The sequence below is a fragment of the Deefgea piscis genome (assembly GCF_013284055.1).
In the GTDB taxonomy this organism is placed as follows: domain Bacteria; phylum Pseudomonadota; class Gammaproteobacteria; order Burkholderiales; family Chitinibacteraceae; genus Deefgea; species Deefgea piscis.
Genome location: NZ_CP054143.1, coordinates 2,156,371 through 2,176,676 on the forward strand (window position 1 = coordinate 2,156,371; position 20,306 = coordinate 2,176,676).

Annotated in this window: 21 protein-coding genes and 1 riboswitch; of the genes, 13 read left to right on the forward strand and 8 right to left on the reverse strand. The window is 48.9% G+C overall.

Annotated features, from left to right (window positions below; translation table 11 throughout):
• Positions 1–35: 35 nt before the first annotated feature.
• The 3 genes from HQN60_RS10150 to HQN60_RS10160 are packed head-to-tail and all read left to right on the forward strand — an operon-like array spanning position 36 to position 2,367.
• Positions 36–1,259: an AGE family epimerase/isomerase gene (locus HQN60_RS10150; protein ID WP_173533530.1), complete on the forward strand. Its 1,224-nt coding sequence runs from the start codon at positions 36–38 to the stop codon at positions 1,257–1,259.
• A gap of 53 nt (positions 1,260–1,312) precedes the next feature.
• Entirely contained in the window at positions 1,313–1,720 is a 408-nt protein-coding gene (locus tag HQN60_RS10155) for an FKBP-type peptidyl-prolyl cis-trans isomerase (protein WP_173533531.1), read from the forward strand.
• Between the two features lie 44 nt (positions 1,721–1,764).
• A complete protein-coding gene (locus HQN60_RS10160; protein ID WP_173533532.1) occupies positions 1,765–2,367 on the forward strand; it encodes a hypothetical protein in 603 nt (200 codons plus the stop codon).
• A gap of 34 nt (positions 2,368–2,401) precedes the next feature.
• On the opposite strand, the gene HQN60_RS10165 is transcribed toward HQN60_RS10160, so the two are convergent.
• Positions 2,402–2,857: a YkgJ family cysteine cluster protein gene (locus HQN60_RS10165; RefSeq protein WP_217390101.1), complete on the reverse strand. Its 456-nt coding sequence runs from the start codon at positions 2,855–2,857 to the stop codon at positions 2,402–2,404.
• Positions 2,858–3,132: 275 nt separating this feature from the next.
• On the opposite strand from HQN60_RS10165, the gene HQN60_RS10170 reads away from it, so the two are divergent.
• Positions 3,133–4,305 carry an HD domain-containing phosphohydrolase gene (locus tag HQN60_RS10170; protein ID WP_173533533.1) on the forward strand — a complete coding sequence of 391 codons (1,173 nt, stop codon included), beginning with the start codon at positions 3,133–3,135 and terminating at the stop codon, positions 4,303–4,305.
• A gap of 52 nt (positions 4,306–4,357) precedes the next feature.
• On the opposite strand, the gene rph is transcribed toward HQN60_RS10170, so the two are convergent.
• Positions 4,358–5,074 carry a ribonuclease PH gene (rph, locus tag HQN60_RS10175; RefSeq protein WP_173534679.1) on the reverse strand — a complete coding sequence of 239 codons (717 nt, stop codon included), beginning with the start codon at positions 5,072–5,074 and terminating at the stop codon, positions 4,358–4,360.
• A gap of 148 nt (positions 5,075–5,222) precedes the next feature.
• On the opposite strand from rph, the gene HQN60_RS10180 reads away from it, so the two are divergent.
• The 3 genes from HQN60_RS10180 to HQN60_RS10190 all read left to right on the forward strand — a co-directional run bounded on the left by HQN60_RS10180 (position 5,223) and on the right by HQN60_RS10190 (position 7,855).
• On the forward strand, positions 5,223–5,366 hold the full coding sequence (locus tag HQN60_RS10180; RefSeq protein ID WP_173533534.1) for a hypothetical protein: 144 nt from the start codon (positions 5,223–5,225) through the stop codon (positions 5,364–5,366).
• 373 nt (positions 5,367–5,739) lie between these two features.
• Complete coding sequence (locus tag HQN60_RS10185; protein ID WP_173533535.1) at positions 5,740–6,477, forward strand: C13 family peptidase; 738 nt, start codon at positions 5,740–5,742, stop codon at positions 6,475–6,477.
• Between the two features lie 532 nt (positions 6,478–7,009).
• Positions 7,010–7,855, forward strand: coding sequence for a hypothetical protein (locus HQN60_RS10190; RefSeq protein WP_173533536.1), 846 nt, complete (start codon positions 7,010–7,012; stop codon positions 7,853–7,855).
• Positions 7,856–8,089: 234 nt separating this feature from the next.
• Here the strand turns inward: HQN60_RS10190 and HQN60_RS10195 are convergent, their stop codons facing one another.
• Positions 8,090–8,818, reverse strand: coding sequence for a YebC/PmpR family DNA-binding transcriptional regulator (locus HQN60_RS10195; protein ID WP_173533537.1), 729 nt, complete (start codon positions 8,816–8,818; stop codon positions 8,090–8,092).
• A 364-nt stretch (positions 8,819–9,182) separates the two neighbouring features.
• Between HQN60_RS10195 and HQN60_RS10200 the strand changes: the two genes are divergently transcribed.
• Complete coding sequence (locus tag HQN60_RS10200) at positions 9,183–10,718, forward strand: S41 family peptidase (protein ID WP_173533538.1); 1,536 nt, start codon at positions 9,183–9,185, stop codon at positions 10,716–10,718.
• Between the two features lie 159 nt (positions 10,719–10,877).
• Positions 10,878–12,413 carry a S41 family peptidase gene (locus HQN60_RS10205; protein ID WP_173533539.1) on the forward strand — a complete coding sequence of 512 codons (1,536 nt, stop codon included), beginning with the start codon at positions 10,878–10,880 and terminating at the stop codon, positions 12,411–12,413.
• A gap of 26 nt (positions 12,414–12,439) precedes the next feature.
• Here HQN60_RS10205 and HQN60_RS10210 read toward each other — a convergent pair whose 3' ends face one another.
• From HQN60_RS10210 to HQN60_RS10225, 4 genes are read right to left on the reverse strand one after another with little or no spacing between them, the layout of a single operon-like run.
• Positions 12,440–13,084, reverse strand: a complete 645-nt coding sequence (locus HQN60_RS10210) for a glutathione S-transferase N-terminal domain-containing protein (RefSeq protein ID WP_173533540.1) — start codon at positions 13,082–13,084, stop codon at positions 12,440–12,442.
• 2 nt (positions 13,085–13,086) lie between these two features.
• A complete protein-coding gene (locus HQN60_RS10215; RefSeq protein ID WP_173533541.1) occupies positions 13,087–13,911 on the reverse strand; it encodes a hypothetical protein in 825 nt (274 codons plus the stop codon).
• A complete protein-coding gene (gene ubiA, locus HQN60_RS10220) occupies positions 13,908–14,804 on the reverse strand; it encodes a 4-hydroxybenzoate octaprenyltransferase (protein WP_173533542.1) in 897 nt (298 codons plus the stop codon). The genes HQN60_RS10215 and ubiA overlap by 4 nt, the downstream gene beginning before the upstream one ends.
• Positions 14,804–15,352, reverse strand: coding sequence for a chorismate--pyruvate lyase family protein (locus tag HQN60_RS10225; protein WP_173533543.1), 549 nt, complete (start codon positions 15,350–15,352; stop codon positions 14,804–14,806). Before HQN60_RS10225 ends, ubiA begins: the two co-directional genes overlap by 1 nt.
• A gap of 258 nt (positions 15,353–15,610) precedes the next feature.
• Here HQN60_RS10225 and HQN60_RS10230 point away from each other — a divergent pair, with 258 nt between their 5' ends.
• From HQN60_RS10230 to HQN60_RS10240, 3 genes are all read left to right on the forward strand, one after another.
• Positions 15,611–16,792: a glycoside hydrolase family 18 protein gene (locus HQN60_RS10230; RefSeq protein ID WP_173533544.1), complete on the forward strand. Its 1,182-nt coding sequence runs from the start codon at positions 15,611–15,613 to the stop codon at positions 16,790–16,792.
• Between the two features lie 174 nt (positions 16,793–16,966).
• Positions 16,967–17,650: an AzlC family ABC transporter permease gene (locus tag HQN60_RS10235; protein WP_173533545.1), complete on the forward strand. Its 684-nt coding sequence runs from the start codon at positions 16,967–16,969 to the stop codon at positions 17,648–17,650.
• Positions 17,650–17,964: an AzlD domain-containing protein gene (locus HQN60_RS10240; RefSeq protein WP_173533546.1), complete on the forward strand. Its 315-nt coding sequence runs from the start codon at positions 17,650–17,652 to the stop codon at positions 17,962–17,964. The genes HQN60_RS10235 and HQN60_RS10240 overlap by 1 nt, the downstream gene beginning before the upstream one ends.
• 79 nt (positions 17,965–18,043) lie before the next feature.
• Here the strand turns inward: HQN60_RS10240 and HQN60_RS10245 are convergent, their stop codons facing one another.
• On the reverse strand, positions 18,044–19,024 hold the full coding sequence (locus tag HQN60_RS10245; RefSeq protein ID WP_173533547.1) for a type II secretion system F family protein: 981 nt from the start codon (positions 19,022–19,024) through the stop codon (positions 18,044–18,046).
• A 96-nt stretch (positions 19,025–19,120) separates the two neighbouring features.
• Positions 19,121–19,344: riboswitch (Lysine riboswitch) on the forward strand.
• An 82-nt stretch (positions 19,345–19,426) separates the two neighbouring features.
• On the opposite strand from HQN60_RS10245, the gene dapA reads away from it, so the two are divergent.
• Complete coding sequence (gene dapA / locus HQN60_RS10250; protein ID WP_173533548.1) at positions 19,427–20,290, forward strand: 4-hydroxy-tetrahydrodipicolinate synthase; 864 nt, start codon at positions 19,427–19,429, stop codon at positions 20,288–20,290.
• The last annotated feature ends 16 nt before the right edge of the window (positions 20,291–20,306 follow it).

Consider the following 20,306-nt stretch of genomic DNA (forward strand, 5'->3'; position numbering starts at 1 on the left):
TCGCGCAGCAGTTTGTGCTCATCAGGGACTCTGGTATGGCCGACTTTCGCAGTTCTGAATTTTTACTCAAGCATATTCGTCACACGATGGCCTTTTACGATCCTAGATCGGTGGATGCATCGGGAGGTTTTTTTCATTTTTATCTCGATGATGGCACGGTGTATGACTCGCACACTCGGCATTTAGTCTCGTCAACGCGCTTTGTTTTTAATAATGCGATGGCGTATCTGCAGTTTGGCGAAGCGCAATACCGGGAACGCGTGCAGCACGGCATTGATTTTATTCGGCAGGTTCACCGTAATCCGCAGACCGGCGGCTATGCATGGGAACTCGTCGATGGGCAGGTGAGCGATACCACCAATCATTGTTATGGCTTAGCGTTTGTGATGTTGGCTTATGCCTGCGCGCTGCGTTGCGGCATCGACGAAGCACGGCAATGGCTCGCTGAAATCTTTGACTTAATGGAGCAGCATTTTTGGTTGATTGATTATGGTGCTTACGCCAGTGAGGCCAACGCGGATTGGCAGTTAACGGCATATCGCGGGCAAAACGATAATATGCATGCCTGCGAGGCCATGTTGGCCGCGTTTGAAGCCAGCGGCGAAGAGCGTTATTTGCAAAGAGCTAAATTACTGGCTGAGCGTTTTACTTTGCGCCAAGCCGCACTCACCAATGGCCAAGTGTGGGAGCATTTTCACCCCGACTGGACGCCGGATTTGCTTTATAACAAAGGCGATAAAAGTAATATTTTTCGACCTTGGGGCTTTCAAACTGGGCATCAAACAGAATGGGCAAAATTATTGCTGATTTTAGATCGGCATGATCCACAAGCTTGGCATTTGGCACGCGCTCGCGCCTTATTTGATGCCGCAATGGCATCGGGCTGGGATCAGATTCATGGTGGCTTAATGTATGGCTACGACTTAGACGGGCGCGCTTACGATGAAGACAAATATTTTTGGGTGCAAGCCGAATCATTCGCTGCCGCTGCATTATTAGCAGATCGCACTGGCGAGGCGCGCTACTGGCAGTGGTATGAACAAATCTGGGCGTATAGCTGGCAATATTTTGTTGATCATGAATATGGTGCGTGGTACCGCGTACTGAGCCCAAATAATCAGAAACTAGACCATTGCAAATCTCCAGCAGGTAAAACGGATTACCACACGATGGGGGCTTGTTACGAAGTGCTCAAAGTGTTGAGTGCGCCATTAAATAATCAAACAACGTCGCCAAGACATAAATACCAACTGCTATGATGCGCCATCGAGCATTGCTTGATACGCTCAATTTAAATTAAAAAGGATTTAGTATGAAACATTTACTCACTGCGATGGTCTTACTTGGCAGTGCCTTGACTGCAAACGCTGCAACTGCGCCAGCCAGCGTTGAAACCACCCCGAGCGGGATTCAAATTACCACTTTAAAAGCGGGTACTGGGCCGGCACCTAAAGCCAGCGATACTGTGAGCGTGCATTATCGAGGCACTTTAGAAAACGGCACTGAATTTGATAGCTCATATAAACGCGGCAAACCAGCAACGTTTCCTTTGAGTGGTGTCGTTCCGTGTTGGACTGAAGGTGTACAAAAAATCAAAGTGGGTGGTAAAGCTAAATTAGTTTGCCCGCCACAATTGGCCTACGGTAGCCGTGGTATTGCCGGCGTGATTCCAGCTAATGCCACCTTGATTTTTGAAGTAGAAGTTTTAGAAATTAAATAATCCGTGTCGGCGACGTGTCGACATTTGAAATCATTGGAGTTGCTATGTTCAAATTTGTTCTTCCCGTCGCCTTGGTTTTAGGTTTAGGTGCTTGTGATCAAGGCGCGCAATTGGCGCAGCAAGCCGCTTCATCCGTAGGCGCTATCGTTGGTCAAGAAATTAAAAATCAAGCCAATGCGGTGATTGACCAAACCGTGGGTGAAGCCAGTGAAGCATTGGCGCCGTTTGGTATCAATGCCAGTCAAGTAAGTGGCGCGATTAAAGATAAAACCAGTAGTTTAATTAGCCAAGCCATGCCATCGAATGTGAATTGGACCGGTTTAAATTCATTAGCCGGTAAAACGCCCAATGAAATCGGCTTATTCACCGCCGTAAGTCCGATTGATGGCCAGTTAAATACCTTGCTCGGTGAGCAAGCGACAGCGATTAAAGCCGCGTTAGCCGGTGCCGTGCTCAAGCAAGACAAGGTATTGTATTTACTCAGTGATCAGCCAGATCAAGCCACTTGGTTGCTGATTGACACCGCCAATCGCAAGCTAGCCGCAGGGCAAATTGTGAATGGTCAATTGAAAAACCTTCCTTCTGCAGGCGAGGCGATTCAATTGCCAAGTGAAATTAGTGCGCTACAAAGTAAATTGCTGAAATAAACAGCGATCCATAATCGCCTAAAAAACTGCCGAGCTAAGCCTCGGCAGTTTGTTTTTGTGCTGTTTGCAAAGTGGGTAATGGCATCAATGGCTTTAATTGATGCGCGGCTCTGGCGGTTTGGCAGGCTGGGTTCGGTTGACCGGCTTCGTCATACACATAAAATTCACGGCAAGTGCTAGAGCGCTGGCGGTAAATACTGCAATAGCTGCTTTTGCCAACTTCACCTTTAAAACTGATGCACGTCACTTGTTGCTGATTGGTGCCTTTCATCGCGGCGTACACCGGCGAGATCATAATGATTTTATCGCTAGGAACGGCAAACGCACTGTCAGTAAAACTTCCGGCAACTTCTCCGGCGTAAAACGAAACTCGAAAATGATTGCAACACGCACCACAGCTGGCGCAAACATGGGTATTGTCATCGGGCATATCGACAAAAACTCGGCCGTCTTCTTGCGGTATTTTAATTTGTTGGTCTTGGCTGTTCATGGTGGCTTTATAAGGGTATGACCATCCAGCGCATAATGGCTGTGGTTTTGCTGATTATACTGTCGTCATGCGGGTTCAGGTTGAGGGCTTAAGTTACCAATTGCACGAAATGAGCCGAGCATCAAATAGCCGTCAATCGCCATTGCGCAGTGCAATATTGCTTGTTGATTGGTAAAGGATTTTTTTTCGACTAAAGTTATATTTAACGATTGAAGTCAGATTTTTGGAAGGTTTTGTTGGTTTTGTAACTTAAGCATTGGGAGCACATCGCCATCATGCCTCAAGTCAATCATCATTTTAATAACCCAGTGTTTGAGCATAGCGATAAGCTCAACCAAAAATTAGTGCAGCTGCATGATCAAATTTTAGTGCGCATTCCCAATATTGATCGCATTGCCTGTGCAATTTATGAAGAAAAAGAAGACTTACTAAAAACATTTATCAATAGCACTCGTAATGGGGAAGCCATTAATAATTATCAATGTAAATTATCGACCAGCCATGAATTAAACTTGTTGGCTAAAAATTCAGAGTATCGAGTATTAAGTGAAATATCCCAAACGATTGGCATCGGTACAGCGCATTCCGATTGGCTATTAAAGCAGGGGTACCGTTCATCATTTACCGTACCAATGTATGACGAAGGGGTGTTTTTAGGATTTATTTTTTTTGATTCATTACAACCATCGGCATTTACGACCGCAGTACAGCGCGATTTAATCTTGTACTGTAATTTGATCAATATGTTGATTTCAAATGAGCTGGCTATTGTGCGTATTACGCTGGCATCAGCGCATATGGCGCGCGATTTTGCCAATTTACGTGATTTTGAAACCGGAGCGCATTTGGAAAGAATGGCGCGTTTCTCGCGAATGATTGCCAAAAAAATTGCCGAAAAACATCACTTAAGCGATGAAACGATTGAGCATATTTTTTTATTTGCACCGCTGCATGATATTGGCAAAATTGGCATTCCTGACCATGTGTTACTCAAGCCTGGGAAACTGACTAGTGATGAAAAATACATTATGCAAAGTCATGTACAAAAAGGCGTTGCCGTGGTGCAAAAAATTATCGGTGATTTTGGCTTGCAGAAATTATCTGATTCACAAATTTTATTAAACATTGTGCAATGCCATCATGAATATTTAGACGGCAGTGGTTATCCCCAGCAATTAACTGCGATTGATATTCCAATTGAAGCGCGCATTGTCACGGTGGCGGATATTTTTGATGCCTTAATTAGTCCGCGTCCCTATAAAACAGCATGGACAATGGAAAAGGCGTGTGATGAATTAAATCGGATGGTGCAAGTGGGGCAACTCGATGCCGATTGCGTGGCGGCTTTAGTTGAATTAAGCCACGAGTTCAGCGAGATTGCACTCAATTTCCAAGACGATTTGTCGGTGGAAACATCACCCACAATACCGCAATTTTCAACGTTGTGATTTTATGCGAAACCAGCCGGTTGCAGTCCTAGCAACAGGCTGGCGCAATAACTTAAGCGGCGAGCGCTGCGTTTTGTTTTTCGATCAATTGCTGGATGCCCAGTTCAGCCAAATCCAGTAATGCATTCATTTCTGCACGACTAAACGCCTCACCTTCGGCAGTGCCTTGGATTTCAATAAATTGACCAGCGGCCGTCATCACCACATTCATATCGGTTTCACAGCCCGAATCTTCGATGTAATCCAAATCAAGCACTGGCGTGCTACCAACAATACCCACTGAAATGGCCGCTACCGATTCACGAATCGGGCTTGCAGCTAATTTACCTTCGGCAATTAAGCCATTGATCGCATCAGTCAATGCAACAAATGCACCGGTAATACTGGCCGTGCGTGTGCCGCCATCGGCTTGAATCACATCGCAATCAATCGTAATTTGGCGCTCACCCAACGCTTTTAAATCCACCACCGCGCGCAATGAACGGCCGATTAAGCGTTGGATTTCTTGGGTGCGACCGCTTTGTTTGCCACTTGCGGCTTCACGGCGCATCCGACTACCGGTGGAGCGCGGCAACATACCGTATTCGGCCGTTACCCAGCCTTCGCCTTTGCCTTTTAAAAACGGCGGTACTTTTTCTTCAACGCTAGCGGTACACAGTACTTTGGTCGCGCCAAACTCAATCAACACACTGCCTTCGGCATGGCAGGTGTAATTGCGGGTTAAAGTGACAGTACGAAGCTCGTTCGGTTGGCGTTGTGAAGGGCGCATGGGATTTCCTAAAGACGGATTAAATTGCGCGCCAGTATACCGCAGCGCGTTGCCTTGGCGCAGACGCATCGCGGGCATTTTGGCGCGGTATGACAGCCAACTGGATTCAGCTATCATGACTTACGATCAATACATGGAGATAGCAACAATGAAAAACGTTATCGGTGGATTTAGTCTTGGCACGCTCATCGCCGTCGCGCTGTCATGGAGCGCCAATCACTCCATTTTATGGGCGATTATTCACGGCTTTTTGAGCTGGTTTTATGTGATTTATTATTTCTTGTTCCGCTGATCGGGATGCTGTTGTGGGGTGTCAAAAGCTACGCGCATTGCCACTTTGAGTTGCAGTGCAATTCGTTATAAGCATTGACCCCCGAATGCGAGTGACGTGTTGTATTTTTTCGCAGTTTCTTATCTGTGCTGTGTAATGCTTTGTATTGTAAAAAATGTAATTTTAATTAGAGTTTTTGTAAACTAGCTTGTATAAACAGCAATACAAGTAAACTTATATGTCATTTTTCTTGCTATATATTTACGACTTAATAAATAATGGCATTTTTATTTATTGAGTTGTCATCTTGAAATCACTTCTGATCCTTTTCGCGCTACTTCTGGCTACAGCTTGCACCACGGTGCCGCCGCAAACGAATCTGCAAATGGAGGCCATGATTGAGCAGCAATTGACGCAAATTCCAGCGGGTGTTGAAGGTAAGAAAGAAGCCTTTTTATTGGTGATCGCTGGATTTGATCAGCCTGCCGTGTTTAGCAATGAAATGAAATTGGCGGCTAAGCAGTTGGGCAAGGTTTTTAATGCGCAATCGCGGACTTTGCTGCTGAGTAATTCGACACAAGACGCCGAGTTAATGTCGCAAGTAACACCATTTCGATTACAGAAGGCGATTGATAAGTTCTCACAAAAAATGAATGGTGAGGAAGATTTGTTGGTGGTCTACATCGTTTCGCATGGTAGTAAAGATGGCGTGGCCTTAAAGCAGAGTGGCGTTCCATTGGTTTTGCTTTCTCCTTATCAGATGCAACTGGCCTTACTTGAAGCGCCGACACCGTGGAAAGCGGTTTTTATCTCGGCCTGTTATTCAGGTGTATTTATGGACACCTTAAAAACCAGCAAATCGATGGTGATGACAGCGGCAGATGCCACGCACCCTTCATTTGGCTGTAATTTTGGTCAGAAATATACCTATTTTGGCAATGAGTTACTCAATGATCGCAATTTTGCTGCTCCAGTGGATTGGTATTCGATTTTTCAAGATACCGTTAAAAATGTGAAAGACAGAGAGCAAGGCCGAGGCTTTGAGCATTCGAATCCACAGTTTTGGATGGGACCGGACTTTGCGGCGTATTTGGCGAGCTTTAATGCTGAATCAATCACGTCGTCACAGTAAATCCATAAATAGCTTGAACTACGTGTTTGCTGATATCCCGAGCTGAAAATTGATGGCCTTCGCTTCGCTGCGCCCACTTTAGATTTTCGCTGGATATGAAAAAGCCACCAAAATTGGGTGGCTTTTTTTATGCTTCAAATTCAGCATATTTTTTTGTTAAACCGCAGAGTTGACTGTCGCTTACACATCGGCAAAATCAATCGATGCTTAGAGTTCCACCAAATGTTTGCGCTTGTGAGTGGCGATTTATGACAAATAAAAGTAAATAGTTGCGTTAAATTTGGTGAAAAGTGTGAAAGTGTAAAAGTACACATTTGATAGAATTCGGCTCATTGATTGGCATATTTAGCCTTTGATGTTGAGTTTAATTGGCAGCTAGCGCGGCTTTTAAGGCCCGTATCCCCTTAGAAAAGATTGGTTTTTCAGGGCGGTTTTGGCTGCTTTATACGCCTTATTGGTGTTTTAACGGCCCATATTTGGCTGGAACTCCAGTAAGTCATATCACTTATTTTTAAATATAAAGCTAAAACTGATGAAAAACATATCTCGTTTTAAGTGGCCAGGTGTCACTGCAAGTGTGGTCTTAGTCGCGCTACTGTCTGCTTGTGGCGGCGGTGGAGGGCTCGACTTGGTGATTAATCCTACGCCAACACCCGTGCCACCGTTAAAAGCTTGGACTGGACCAAGTCAATTTGTGCTTACTCAGCCCGAAACCGGCCTTCGCACGACCGCATTATTTGTTGCGAGTGCCGATGGTGCTATTGACCTAGATGGCACTCGACGATATTTCCAAGCCGCAGCTATGCCAGAGGGTCAATTGGCTTTTAGTGCAGGACAACCATGGCAGGAAGACGCGAATAGAATCTCGCGTGCGATGCAGGAAATCAATGGTAAAAAATTATTCACGGTGGAATATCCAGACGAGAAATCGCTCAGTTTGATCGGTGGCGGCTTGGCCAATCAGGCGACGGCGGTTCGCGATTTTATTGCGCTATGCACGCCGGGTAAGCGATATTTTCTGCTGAATGCGGATGCACGAAGGGTGTTTGCAGACAGCTTGGCCCAGTTTAAAAACCAAACTTTGCAAGCTAAGAATTTTACTGCAAGTCAGTGTTCAGCAGCATTGAGTGTTATGCAATTTGATGCCTCGGGCAATGTGACTTTGAATACCACTCAAAGTGGCAGCTTGCCAGAAGCGATGAGCGCTAGCCAAATGCAATTGCTGGCAAATGGTGGCCATGTCTTAACGGCTGATGGTATCGGCAAACGCAGCTTCATGTTTTATTCGCTGACTGATACTGCTGGTACTCGTATGTTGATTCAGGAATTTGTGGTTTACCCAAATGAGCAACAGAATTACATCCGTATCTGGTATTGATTAAACCTCGCAGAAAATGGATGGGTATTGTTTCGCTCCACCCATCCTACGGTTTCGCGCGATACAAAAAAACCACCAAATATTTGGTGGTTTTTTATATGCTGCAATTTCACGACGCTTTAACGCCGCCTATGTCCAGTTATGAATCAAAGCTGACACGAAGGTGAGCCGTAGATAGTGCTGTAGCACGGCAAGGTGCTGCCGACAAAGTCAGGTTTGAATTCAGAACTGGAATTATTCTTCGTCAAATACCGCCGTGGTATACACCTCTTGCACATCGTCTAGGCTTTCGAGCGCGTCGATCAATTTTTGCATTTTGATCGCATCATCGCCTTCAAGCTCCGTCTCGGTTTGTGGTTTCATCGTTGATTCGCCCATTTCGGCTTTAAAACCGGCCGCTTCGAGCGTTTCTTTGATGGTGACAAAATCGTAAGGTGGGGTGATCACTTCGATTGAGCCGTCGTCATTGGTTGTTACATCATCAGCACCGGCTTCGAGCGCGGCTTCCATTAACGCATCTTCATCCGTGCCCGGCGCAAAAATCAAATAGCCGCAATGCTTAAATTGGAACGACACGCAGCCGTCCGAACCCATATTGCCGCCGTATTTGGCAAAAGCGTGGCGAACGTCGGCGACGGTGCGCACTTTATTGTCAGTCAGACAATCGACCATCACCGCTGCGCCGTTGAGACCGTAACCTTCGTAGCGTGTTTCGAGGTAGTCCACACCATCGAGTGCGCCTGAGCCGCGTTTAACCGCGTTTTCGATATTGTCTTTTGGCATCGATTGCGCTTTGGCTTTATCAATGGCCAAACGCAAACGTGGATTCATCAGTACATCGCCGCCGCCCATTTTGGCGGCAACGGTGATTTCTTTGATCAATTTGGTGAAAACTTGGCCGCGCTTGGCGTCTTGACGGCCCTTGCGGTGTTGAATATTTGCCCACTTGCTATGACCTGCCATGCTGCACCTGTATTTTTCATTGAGTCGATAGGACGATATTCTAGCACGGTCGTCGATGGCAAAAAATATCCGCAGACAGTCATTGCTCGCCATTTGATTGGGCGCAGAGTTTATGACGCGGTATTGTCTTGAATGAAGTGGCATTGTCGTCTTTATGCGACGCTGAGCGCGGTGATGCTGCATTGGATATTGTCAGCCGTTGTCGGCATTTCGTCGCTGAAAGTGCGTATTTGCCTTGGAATTAACGCACTAGGGTTTTTATTTACATATCAGCGTTTTATGATTTATTTGTTTCAATGTTTGTCAGCTTGATGTTTTGTAATTATCTGTCTAGCATCTTCCAAAATTACATTTAAAAGCGAATATGATGCGAGTTAATCAGGGGCAAAAATGGGCATTGCGTTGTTCGGCAATGGGTTTGACTGCGTTATTGAGTGCTTGCGGTGGTGGCGGTGATGGCCCGGGGATTTTTGATGGCCCACAACCCGATTTTGGGAATAAGCCAGTTGTCACACCTGCACCCAGCACGGCGGTCGTGGCGCAAAAATGTTCAGTGAATAACCCATATCGCTATGACGATACGCCATTGAGTACCAGCGGCACGTTGAATGATGAAAAAGCGTGGCTTAAAGACAATATGAATAAAAATTACCTTTGGTATAAAGATATGCCAACGGTGAATGCAGCGACACCGGCCTTTAGTAATGAATCCCAAGTGTATGGTTCTTTGTCGGCGTATTTTGAGGCACTAAAAACGCCGACGCTGACCGCCACGGGTGCTAAAACCGATAAATTTAGCTTTATGCAAATCACCCGCGAATGGAATGGTTTATTCGAGTCTGGCAAGGTACTGGACTACGGTATTCAGTGGCACTACACCGGCGACGCGCCGCCGCTGGCAATACGGGTGGCTTATGTTGAACCGAATTCACCAGCAGCACTGGCTGGTATTTTGCGCGGTGATGTATTGAAGTCGGTAGATGGTATAGCGGGTGACGGTACTGTGACCGGTTTATCGGCCTTACTTTATCCACGTAATAGTGCGACGCATCAATTTGTTTTTGATCGGGCTGGCAATGTACAACCCGTGAGCATGGCAGCCGCCGACATCACCATTTCTCCGGTGCCGATGAATAAAGTCATCGATGTGGCCGGTAAAAAAACTGGGTATTTATTATTTAATTCGCATATCTCAACCGCTGAGCAGCCTCTAATTAATGCGGTGCAAGGATTTAAAGATAATAATGTCAGCGAATTAATTTTGGATTTACGCTATAACGGCGGTGGTTATTTATATATTGCCAGTGAATTGGCCTATATGATTGCAGGGGAAACGGCAACGAGAAATAAAGTGTTTGAGCGTTTGCAATACAATGATAAACGCCCAGTCGACACCGCCAATGGCGTGATGCCGTTTTATAATTCCACCGAGAAAAGCCAATTCCTACCAACTTTAAACCTAAAACGGGTTTATATTTTGGCATCCGGTAATACTTGCTCGGCTAGTGAATCAATTATTAATAGCTTGCGCGGTATTGATATTGATGTACAAATTATTGGCAATACCACGTGTGGTAAACCTTATGGCTTTATGGGTAAATCCAATTGCGGTATTTCTTATTTCCCGATGGAATTTAAAGGGGTGAATGACAAAGGCGTGGGTGACTTTGCCGATGGTTTTGCGCCTCAATGTAGCGCCAATGATGATTTTACTAAACCGTTAGGTGATAGCAGCGAAGGTCTACTTGCTGCTGCGATTTATCGTCAAGCCAATCCGAACTCATGTAAACCTGCCGCAGCCATGGCTTATTCAGGTACCGCCCGATTTGGGCAAGGCGCTGCGCAAGGCTTGGTGATCAAGCCTGAAATGCAAAACAATAAATATTGGACTGTTCGTTAAGCAAACCAGCGACAACGAGAGAACGCCAAGACTGTGAGGTCTTGGCGTTTTTTTATGCTGGCTTTGCGATGCATTTGCCGAGATTTAAGCGCTGACGCCGCTTGTGTTTTGTCGCTTGCCCACTAGCATGGAATATGTATTTCCATCGGTGAAAGCTAAATGAAATTTAAGAATGTGTTTTCGGCTGGCGCTCTGCTTCTTTTACTTGCCGCTTGCGGTGGCGGTGGTGGCGGTTCAACATCGGCAACACCGAGCCCAACGCCAAGTCCGGGTACGGCGATTGCGCAAAAATGCTCCCCCAATAATCCCTATCGGTTTGACGATACCGCTTTTAGTACCACCGGCACTTTAAACGATGAAAAGGTATGGCTAAAAGCCAATATGCAGGAAAAATACTTATGGTATGCCGAAATACCCAATGTCAATCCTGCTTTGGCGCAATTTAGCCAAGAAGCCAATCCTTATGCATCGCTGGATAATTATTTTGAGGCGCTGAAATCACCCTATTTAACCGCGTCGGGAGCAAAAAAAGATCAATTTAGTTTCACGGCTTTAACGCGCGATTGGCAGGGTTTTTTAGAAAGTGCCGCCGTATTAAATTACGGTATTGAATGGCATTACAGTCGCAGCAGCGCGCCGTGGCAAATGACGGTGGCGTATGTGTCACCCGGCTCACAAGCGGCACTCGTGGGGGTGTTGCGGGGAGATCAATTAATCACTATCGATGGCCTGCCGGCCGACGGTACGGCCAGTAATCAAGCGGCGGTGAATGCTGCGCTGTATCCCAAAGCGGCGAGCTCACACGCGATGGTGTTTCAGCGCGGCGCGAATGTAGTGAGTTTTAATGTTTTGGCCGATAGTACCAAAACCATGCCAGTATTGCCGGCACAAATTATTAATACCGCCAATGGGCCTGTGGGTTATTTGGTGTTTAATTCGCATATCAGCAGTGCTGAAAAACCACTGATTGATGCAATTCGCTTATTTAAAAACAATAATGTTCAATCTTTGATTTTAGATTTACGTTATAACAGTGGCGGTTATTTATATATTGCCAGTGAATTGGCATATATGATTGCGGGGCCGAATCAAATTCAAAATCGGGTATTTGATCGTTTGCAATTTAGTGACCAGCGGCCAGCGCAAACGGCGTTAAATGTCATTCCATTTTATGCCACGGCGCAATCCACGCAATCGGGCATGGCGGGACAATTATTGCCCAATTTGAATTTAAAGCAGGTGTTTATTTTAGCCACAGAAAACACTTGTTCAGCCAGTGAAGCGATTATTAATGGTTTGCGTGGGATTGATGTTGATGTGCAAATCATTGGTAAAACTACCTGTGGCAAGCCGTATGGTTTTATCGGGCAATCCAATTGTGGGATTTCTTATTTTCCGATTGAATTCATTGGCAGTAATGCCAAAGGTTTTGGTGATTTTAGCGATGGTTTTGCGCCGCAATGCATCGCCAATGATGATTTTAGCCGGCCTTTAGGCGATATCAACGAAGGCATGCTGGCGGCGGCTTTATATCGGCGCAGCAACCCCAATTCGTGTAAGCCATTGCTTGCGCTCAATCGCCCATTGGCGTCGGGTGCCGCGCTCGGTATGGGGGGGACTGCGATTGCCGATCCAACGGCGTATATTGCCAAACCGGAAATCCATAAAAATCAATACTTGGCATGGCCGAAATAAGCGCAGCGCTTAGTCTAATGGCGCGCTTACCCCTTAGCGGGAAAATAGCGTGGGGCATCACCCGCTTGCCAGCGGGGGTATTTTTGCATGCCGGCGGCAAAAAAATCGTCTTGCAAGACACGCGTGAGCCATTGCTGTAGCAGTGGATTGGCATGCTGTAAAAACCAATCTGGCGCAACTGCTGCAAATTGCCGAATAAACGGCGCAATGGCGGCATCGCTAAGGCGAAACTCGGCGTCGATCAAATAGGTATGTGCTGCTAGCCGATTGCAGATATTAGCTTCAAGCCAATACATGGCATTGTCTTGATGCTGCTGCGGGCTGAGTGCCAGATGTCGCTCGGGGTATTTGTAGGCGTCGAGCAAGGGCTTAAATTCGGTGTCGTGCTGCAAAATCAACGCCATTTGCTGCGCAGCCAAGTGACTGGGGTGCCAAGCATCTTGGCTCAGCGCCCACAGCATAATCTCTAAGCTCTCCGTGATCACTTGGCCATCCGGTAGACATAACACCGGCACCGTGCCTTTGGGCGACACCGCCCATAGTTCAGTCGGTTTATCGCGTAACACCACTTCACGGATTTCAACGCGAAGTTGCGTATGCCAAATCGCCCAACGGGCGCGCATCGCGTAGGGGCAGCGGCGAAATGAATACAAAATCGGGGTGTGCGACATGCTTAAATCCAGTGCGTAAGTTGCGCTAATAGCCCACAAGTGAGCCAACTGATTGCCAACAACGCCAATGGTTTGGCGCTGCGGTGAATGCCGTAGGCCAACAGTAGTAGCAGCACTAACACGGTGATGCCGCCCCAAATCGGCGGCAATGCGCCGATGATGGCGCTACTGGTGGTGCCAATGAGCAACCACGGTAGCGCACTGCAATAGTATTGCTGCGCGCGGCTGGGTTGGCTCGCGGGAGCGAGTTCGGGTAGGTTGACCAGTAACGGCGCTAAAAATTGTTGTGGCGCTTGAATCAGCCCTTTGATCAAGGCTGTCGACACCGCCGGTGAAACGCCCGCAGTGATCAGTAGGCCTTGTAACCCTAGGCTATCCTCCGCACCGACAGCTTCGCTGCTTGGCGCAGGTGCCGGGGTGCGAATAATGCGCGCAATTTGCCAAAATGCGCCGCCGATGGCCAAACACCATGCGGCCAATTGCTGGCTGGCAGGCAGGCGATTAAAGCCGATGAGCAGCGCCAATACCCCGCCGATGATCAAGATGGCGTCATTGGTTTTGTGTTGTACCAAGCGCCAAAAAGTATCGCTAGCGGTTTGATAGAGCGCCAAGCCGGTTAGACCTAATCTTTGCAGTATCGCTTGGCAGGCATTAATACCAAATATCTGCAGGGCAATACCAAGGATTTTTTCTTTTTTACTTGCCGTACCGTGCGGGTAATTTTGCGCGATTTCTAGCCAATACCATTGCCGCGCCGAACCCGATTCTAAATCTGAAATCCGCCGCATTAAGCCGCCTTGCTCTGCTGCTGTCAGCGCGGTGTTCATAGTGCAATCGGCCAAGCGTAATCGAGTACTAAGGCGGCAAAAATCAGCGCACCGATGCGATTATTGGCCAAAAAAGCCGCAAAGCAGGCATCGCGCTGCCGGCCACGAATCCGCCGATACTGATCAATCACGGCCAGCATCACCAAGGCCAAACCGGCAAAGTAAATCAGCCCACGGCCAGTGGCATAACCAATGCCCAGCATGCACAGCACAAATGCGCCAAAGCACAGCATCACCGCTGCCACGTCAAAGCGGCCAAAGGTAATGGCTGAGGTTTTGATGCCGATTTTTAGATCGTCGGGCTTATCGACCATGGCGTATTCGGTATCGTAAGCCACGGTCCAGAGTAGATTGGCTGCGACCAGTGCCCAAGCAATCAAGGGCACGCTGCCCGTTTGGGCGGCAAACGCCATTGGAATGCCAAAACTAAACGCAATGCCTAAATACGCTTGTGGGATGGCTAAAAAGCGCTTGGTAAAAGGGTAAGATCCCGCCAAAAATACCGCAGGAATGGTGAGTAATAAAGCCAAATGGTTCAGCGGCAACGCCACCAATAAAGCCAGCAACGCCAAGGCTGCGGCAAAATACAGCGCGGCTTTGGGCTTAATCTCGCCAGTGGCTAAAGGCCGATTTTGGGTGCGCTCAACATGGCCATCAAAATCACGATCGGCCCAATCATTCATCACGCAGCCACTGGAGCGCATCAGCCAAGTGCCAAGGCAAAAAATCAATAACAAAGACCAATCCGGCCGACCTTGCGCGGCAATCCATAAGCCCCAGAGCGTGGGCCAGAGCAGTAATAAAGTGCCGATGGGTTTGTCCATACGGGCTAAACGAATATACGCCGGAATATACGCCGACCAGCGCTGCGGTTTGAAATAGGGCGTTGGCATTAAATGGGTTCGCAAGGTGAAGGCAAAAGAAAATCACTTAAAAAAACTTCGGTGACCAACAGCTGCGCCGCGCCAGAATAAAACACTGAACGCCGCGCCCATAAAGTCGCGGCTTGCCCGCCGACGGCGGCTTGGGCTTTTTGCCATAAAGGATGGCGCGGGCTGAGCTTACACCAGGCCAATGTCGAGCGACGAATGCACGGATCGGCAAACAGCAGCGCACCTAAAGGGCGGCTGCCGGAGCGTTCAAACAAATGAAAGCCGGCTTGTAAGTGCTGTCGACAGGTAATGCTATGGGCAAATACCAAGGGGCGCTCTTGGCTACACAGTAAAACTTCGCGTGTTGCGACGTGGCTGGCGCTTGGCAGCTGCAAAATTTGCGTTTCATCTGGGTGTGGGCGGCGAAAGCCTTGTTGTAAAACGCGCACGGTTAATTGCGGAAAATGCGCGATTAAACGTTGGGTTAATGAGCCGCGTTCGCTCAACCAAGGTCGCAACGACCACGGCGCCAAGGCCAAGGGCGTATGCCAAAAAGCGGTATGCAGCATAGGGCACAGAAGGGGTTCATCAAAACCGAGCCATTATGCCATAAAAGCCCAGTTAGCCTGTCGGGCCAGCATTGCGTTGCTGGATTTGTTCACGAGCAAGCACATCGGGCGAATAAGGGCGTCTGCCGTGTGATTGAGACAAATCGCCGGTTGATTGGGACATTTAATCCATGTAAGGAAGTCCGTATGCTCTGAGCTGAGTATCAATTGCTGTATCGCTGATCGTAATGCCCCTTTTTAACCCCTTCGAGCTGCATCATGATGAAATTACCGGTGTTATTTTTGAGTGCGCTGGCTTTAACTGCGCCAAGTTTTGCCGCAGAAAAATTAGTGTCGTATTTACCGACTTGGCGTGATGCCAAAGTAGTGAGCCAAGCGGGCCAGCAACTGCCGGTGCTCGATTATGGCATTTTGTCATTTATCGAAGTGGACGCCGACGGCAAAGCGTTTCTTTCGCCAGCGGCCAAAGCTGGGGCTGATTTATGGCGTGCTGAGTTTGTTAAAGCCAAAAAAATCAATCCCAAATTTAACTGTATGTGGGCCATTGGTGGCTGGACTGGATCGCGCAATATCGCCAAAACCGCGCAAACCGAAGCGGGGCGCGAAAAACTGGTGCAATCGGCGATTGGCATTATGCGCGATTACCAATGCAGCGGTTTGGACTTGGATTGGGAGCATCCGGTGACGGGGGGCGATTATGCCAAAGACGCATCACCCGCAGATGCGCAAAACTGGGTGAGTTTAATTCGTGATTTGCGCCAAGGCTTAGACGCTGCCGGTAAAAAAGATAAAAAAACCTATGTGTTAAGTGTTGCCACCCCGGGCAATAATGGCGGTTGGGTGATGCAAGGGTATGACTTAAAAGCGGCGTTGCCGATGCTCGATTGGGTGTTTTTAATGGCCTATGATCGCGCAGGCGGCTGGAGTAAAACCGCCACCTTGCAAGCGAGCTTGCATGCGGTGCCGGGTGACCCAGATGGTGGGGTTTTCTCCAGCAGTAAAGCCATTGAATATTATCTGGCGCAAGGCGCTAAGCCAGCGCAATTGGTGCTCGGCGTGCCGTTTTATGCCCGTGGTTTAGGCAATGTTGCTGCGGGGCCAAATGGTGATGGTTTGGCACAAAGCATGTCGGGCCCGGGTTTGAACGATCAGGCAGAAGTCGGCGTAATGACGTGGGGTCAATTGCAGGCGGCGAAGTTGCCAAGTCAAGGCTGGCAAGTGCATCGCAATGCCGAGTCAGGGCAGACGCCATATCTTTACCATGCCGCTAAAAAAGAGTTGATCACCTTTGACGACCCAACCTCATTGGCCGAGAAGGTCAAATTCGTTAAAGACAAACAACTCGGCGGGGTGATGATTTGGGAAATCACGCAAGACGATGCCGATTTTACTTTACTCAAAAGCTTGCGCCGAAGTTTAAACGCCAAACCATTTAGCTGAGCGTTGTTTGCTGATTGCTTGGATTTGGCCCGCGCCCCATGGCTGTTAATGGGGCGTTTTTATATCTAAAACGCGATTGGCGAGCGGCACTGCTGGCGCGTAATCGGCGGTTTTAGTGCTTGGGCTTGGCTGATGGCGGTTGTCAGTAATAGTGAACTGTCATAGTATGTTGCGATGCAAAATTTAAATCCAGCTTTCAAAGTCGGCGTGCTCGATACCTTGCCTTTACAAATGGGCGTGGCTCCGTTTGCGCTCATTTTTGGCACCTTGGCGGGGCCAGCGGGTTTGTCGCCATGGGCAACCATGGCGATGTCGGTATTAGTTTATGCCGGATCTAGCCAGTTTTTGGCGCTGAGCTTACTGGCTGTCGGCGCGGCGCTGCCGGTGATTATTTTTACCACGCTGATTATTAATTTGCGCCATGCGCTGTATAGCGCCACCTTGCAGCTGCCGTTTGCCCATCTGCCATTTTGGCGGCGTGCGCTGCTGGCGTTTTTCTTAACCGACGAAACTTTTGCCGTGGTGCAAAGCGCCGCCAGCCGCAAAATGCTGCCACTGGATTCGGTGATGCTGGGCTCAGGGTTGGTCAATTTCAGCACGTGGATTGTATTTACCGCTATCGGCATTGTATTGGGCAACAATATCCCGCAGTTGCAACACTGGGGGCTTGAATTTGCGATGGTGGCGACCTTTACCGGCATTGTGGTGCCGCTGCTGGTGTCGCGCGCACAAGTGCTGTGCGCGGTGGTGGCTGGGACGACGGCGCTATTGGCGCATGGCTTGCCGTATAAATTAGGCCTATTGTTGGCAGTGTTGCTTGGGGTATGGGCAGCAATGCTATTTAAGGAAAAGGCTTGATGGATATACTGACTACAATCGGCTTGCTGCTTGGTATGGCCTTGGTGACTTATGGTTTGCGGGTGTGTTTTTTTCTCCCCGGCGTGGGCGAGCGCTTTCCGCCAGTGCTACGCCAAGCGGCAAGCTATGTACCGGTGGCGGTATTAACGGCGATTATTACCCCAGAAATTTTTATGCCCCAAGGTCATTGGCAAGCATTGAGCCCGCAATTGGGCGGATGTATTGCGACCGGTTTGATCGTGTGGCGCAGCAAAAAACTCATGTTGGGGATTGTGCTGGGGATGGCGGTGTATTACGCCTTGCGCTTACTTTAGCGTTACCGCCGATGGTGTTAAGCCCTAGTTTGAGGCGCGCAGCAGCAATAGAAAAGCTGCAGCATCCAACTCCACGCAATTATAAATCTGCCGGCACTTGCGGCATGAATGCGCCGCTGGTCAAAATACCCCACGCCATCCAGCCGGCGATCAATACATAAATGAGGCGCGGTAACCAGGCGGCCATTTGCGTGGCGCTGTGCGCTAGATCGGCACTGTGTTGATTGGCAACGCGTTGCAGCATTTCGGGCAATGTACCGCTGGCTTCCCCCGTTTGCACCATCGCCACTAAGTGCGGATCGGCCAACCATGGCACGGCGCTGAAAGCGGCGGTGAGTGTTTGGCCGCGCTTTAATTGTCGTAATAATGGCTGGCTTTGCTGTTGTAAATACGCGCAGTTGAGTGTCGATTGGGCAATGGGTATGGCGCTAAATATCGACACGCCTGCGTGCAGCAGCAGCGCCAAACTGGCGATAAAATCATGCTGCTTGCTGCGTAAATACCAAGCGCCCAATAGCGGCGTTTGCAGCAGGGCTTTTACCAACGTTGTTGAGGTATTACGCTCAAACGATTGCAATACGCCTCTCCCAAGCCGATACATCAAGTAAATCAATAGCAGCGGCGTGATCACTCCCAGAGCATAGCTCGATACACTGAGCGATCCCATGATGAAAGCGGGCAGTGGATTAATCAGCAGCGCCAGTAATAGGGTGAGGGCGGGCATCGCTAATTTGGCGCGAACTTGCTTCGTTAAGCGGGCAATCAGCGCCGATTGCTCGGCGAGGCGGTGATACAGCAGGGCAGGGCTGCCAGCATGGCAAGATGCTGCGATGAGTGCTGCGTCCAGTGGATTAAATAGTCCCGCCTGCACGCCCGCTTGGGCGATGCTTTTGCCGCGCGCCAAGGCTTTACGCATCGCGGCTAATTGCGGCTGATAGCGTGGCGGTAGATTCAGGCTGGCTAAAGCGTGATCAGTCGGTAAGCCAGCGCGCTCGAGCACGGCCAATTGGCTGAATAAATCAGCACGAATCGGATGCGGTAGCGGTGAAAATGAGCTCATAGCGCCGAGTATTGCTGATTTAGCTTAAAAATGCGAGCGAGTGCCCTGTCAGGTGGTTGACAATCAGACAGGCTTCAGTTGCAATAGCAGTTCTTGAACGACAAGAGAGGCGCCTTGCCCAGGTCGTACTACCGCAGAGATCAAGCTCTGTGTGCGCTAGGCGCAGTTGGCTTCCCCCAATTGAACCATGCAGCACCATCGGTGGTATTAGGGGGAGCAAGGCCGAAGCGATGGGGGACTTGAATCTCCGATTGCTGGTTACAGAGGCTGAATCCTCTGAACTGTCAGTAATCATCGATTACTGGAGTGCTCTTGGTGATGATTTCATTGTCAGCTGGCGTGTTGCCAGCGCATCATTGCCGCACTTTTCCTCTCTCCAAGCGTCTTTTATTGGAGATCACCATGACTGTTACCCAGACCCCTCTTTGGACCGCACTGATTACGCCGATGCAAGCCGATGGCTGCGTGGATTTTGCGGCGTTAACGCGTTTATTGCACGAGCAAGCGGCCGCCGGCAATGGTATTACTTTGCTGGGCTCAACCGGCGAAGGCGCGAATTTAAGTTTGGCCGAGCGCCAAGCGATTATCGAGCATGCCTGTCGTTTGCAACTGAATGTGCCGCTCATGGTGGGCGTGGGCGGTTTGGACTTGGCCAGCCAATTAGATTGGTTGGCCTTTTGCGAAACGCAGCCAGTGTCGGCGTATTTATTGGTCACGCCGATTTATGCCAAACCCGGCGCACAAGGTCAGCAGCGCTGGTTTAAAGCCTTACTCGATGCGGTGAGCAAACCGTGTATGTTGTATAACATTCCATCACGCTCGGGCGTGGCTTTGGCTGAAGCGGCGATTGCCGCTTTAATCGGTCATCCGAATTTTTGGGCGGTGAAAGAATCTGGCGGCAATCCACTGCGCTTTGCGGAACTTAAATCGGCGTTTCCGCAAATTGCCTGGTACTCGGGTGACGATGTATGGTTTGCCGAGCATGCCTTATTGGGCGCGGCCGGTTTAGTCTCGGTGGCCAGTAATGTTTGGCCGCAGCAAGTGGCCGATATTGTGGCTAAAGGCTTGGCGGGTGAGGCCATTGGTGCGGTATTGCGCGAAACGGCGGAGAGCTTATTTGTCGCACCAAGCCCGATTCCGACCAAAGCTTTAATGCATTATCAGCAGCGCATTGCCAGTAATGTATTGCGCTTACCGTTATGCGCCGAAGATTTAGCCTCGCTGGCGCCGTTATTGGCAGCTGATTTGCAATGGGCTGCGGCTTAAACGCTCACCATCCTTC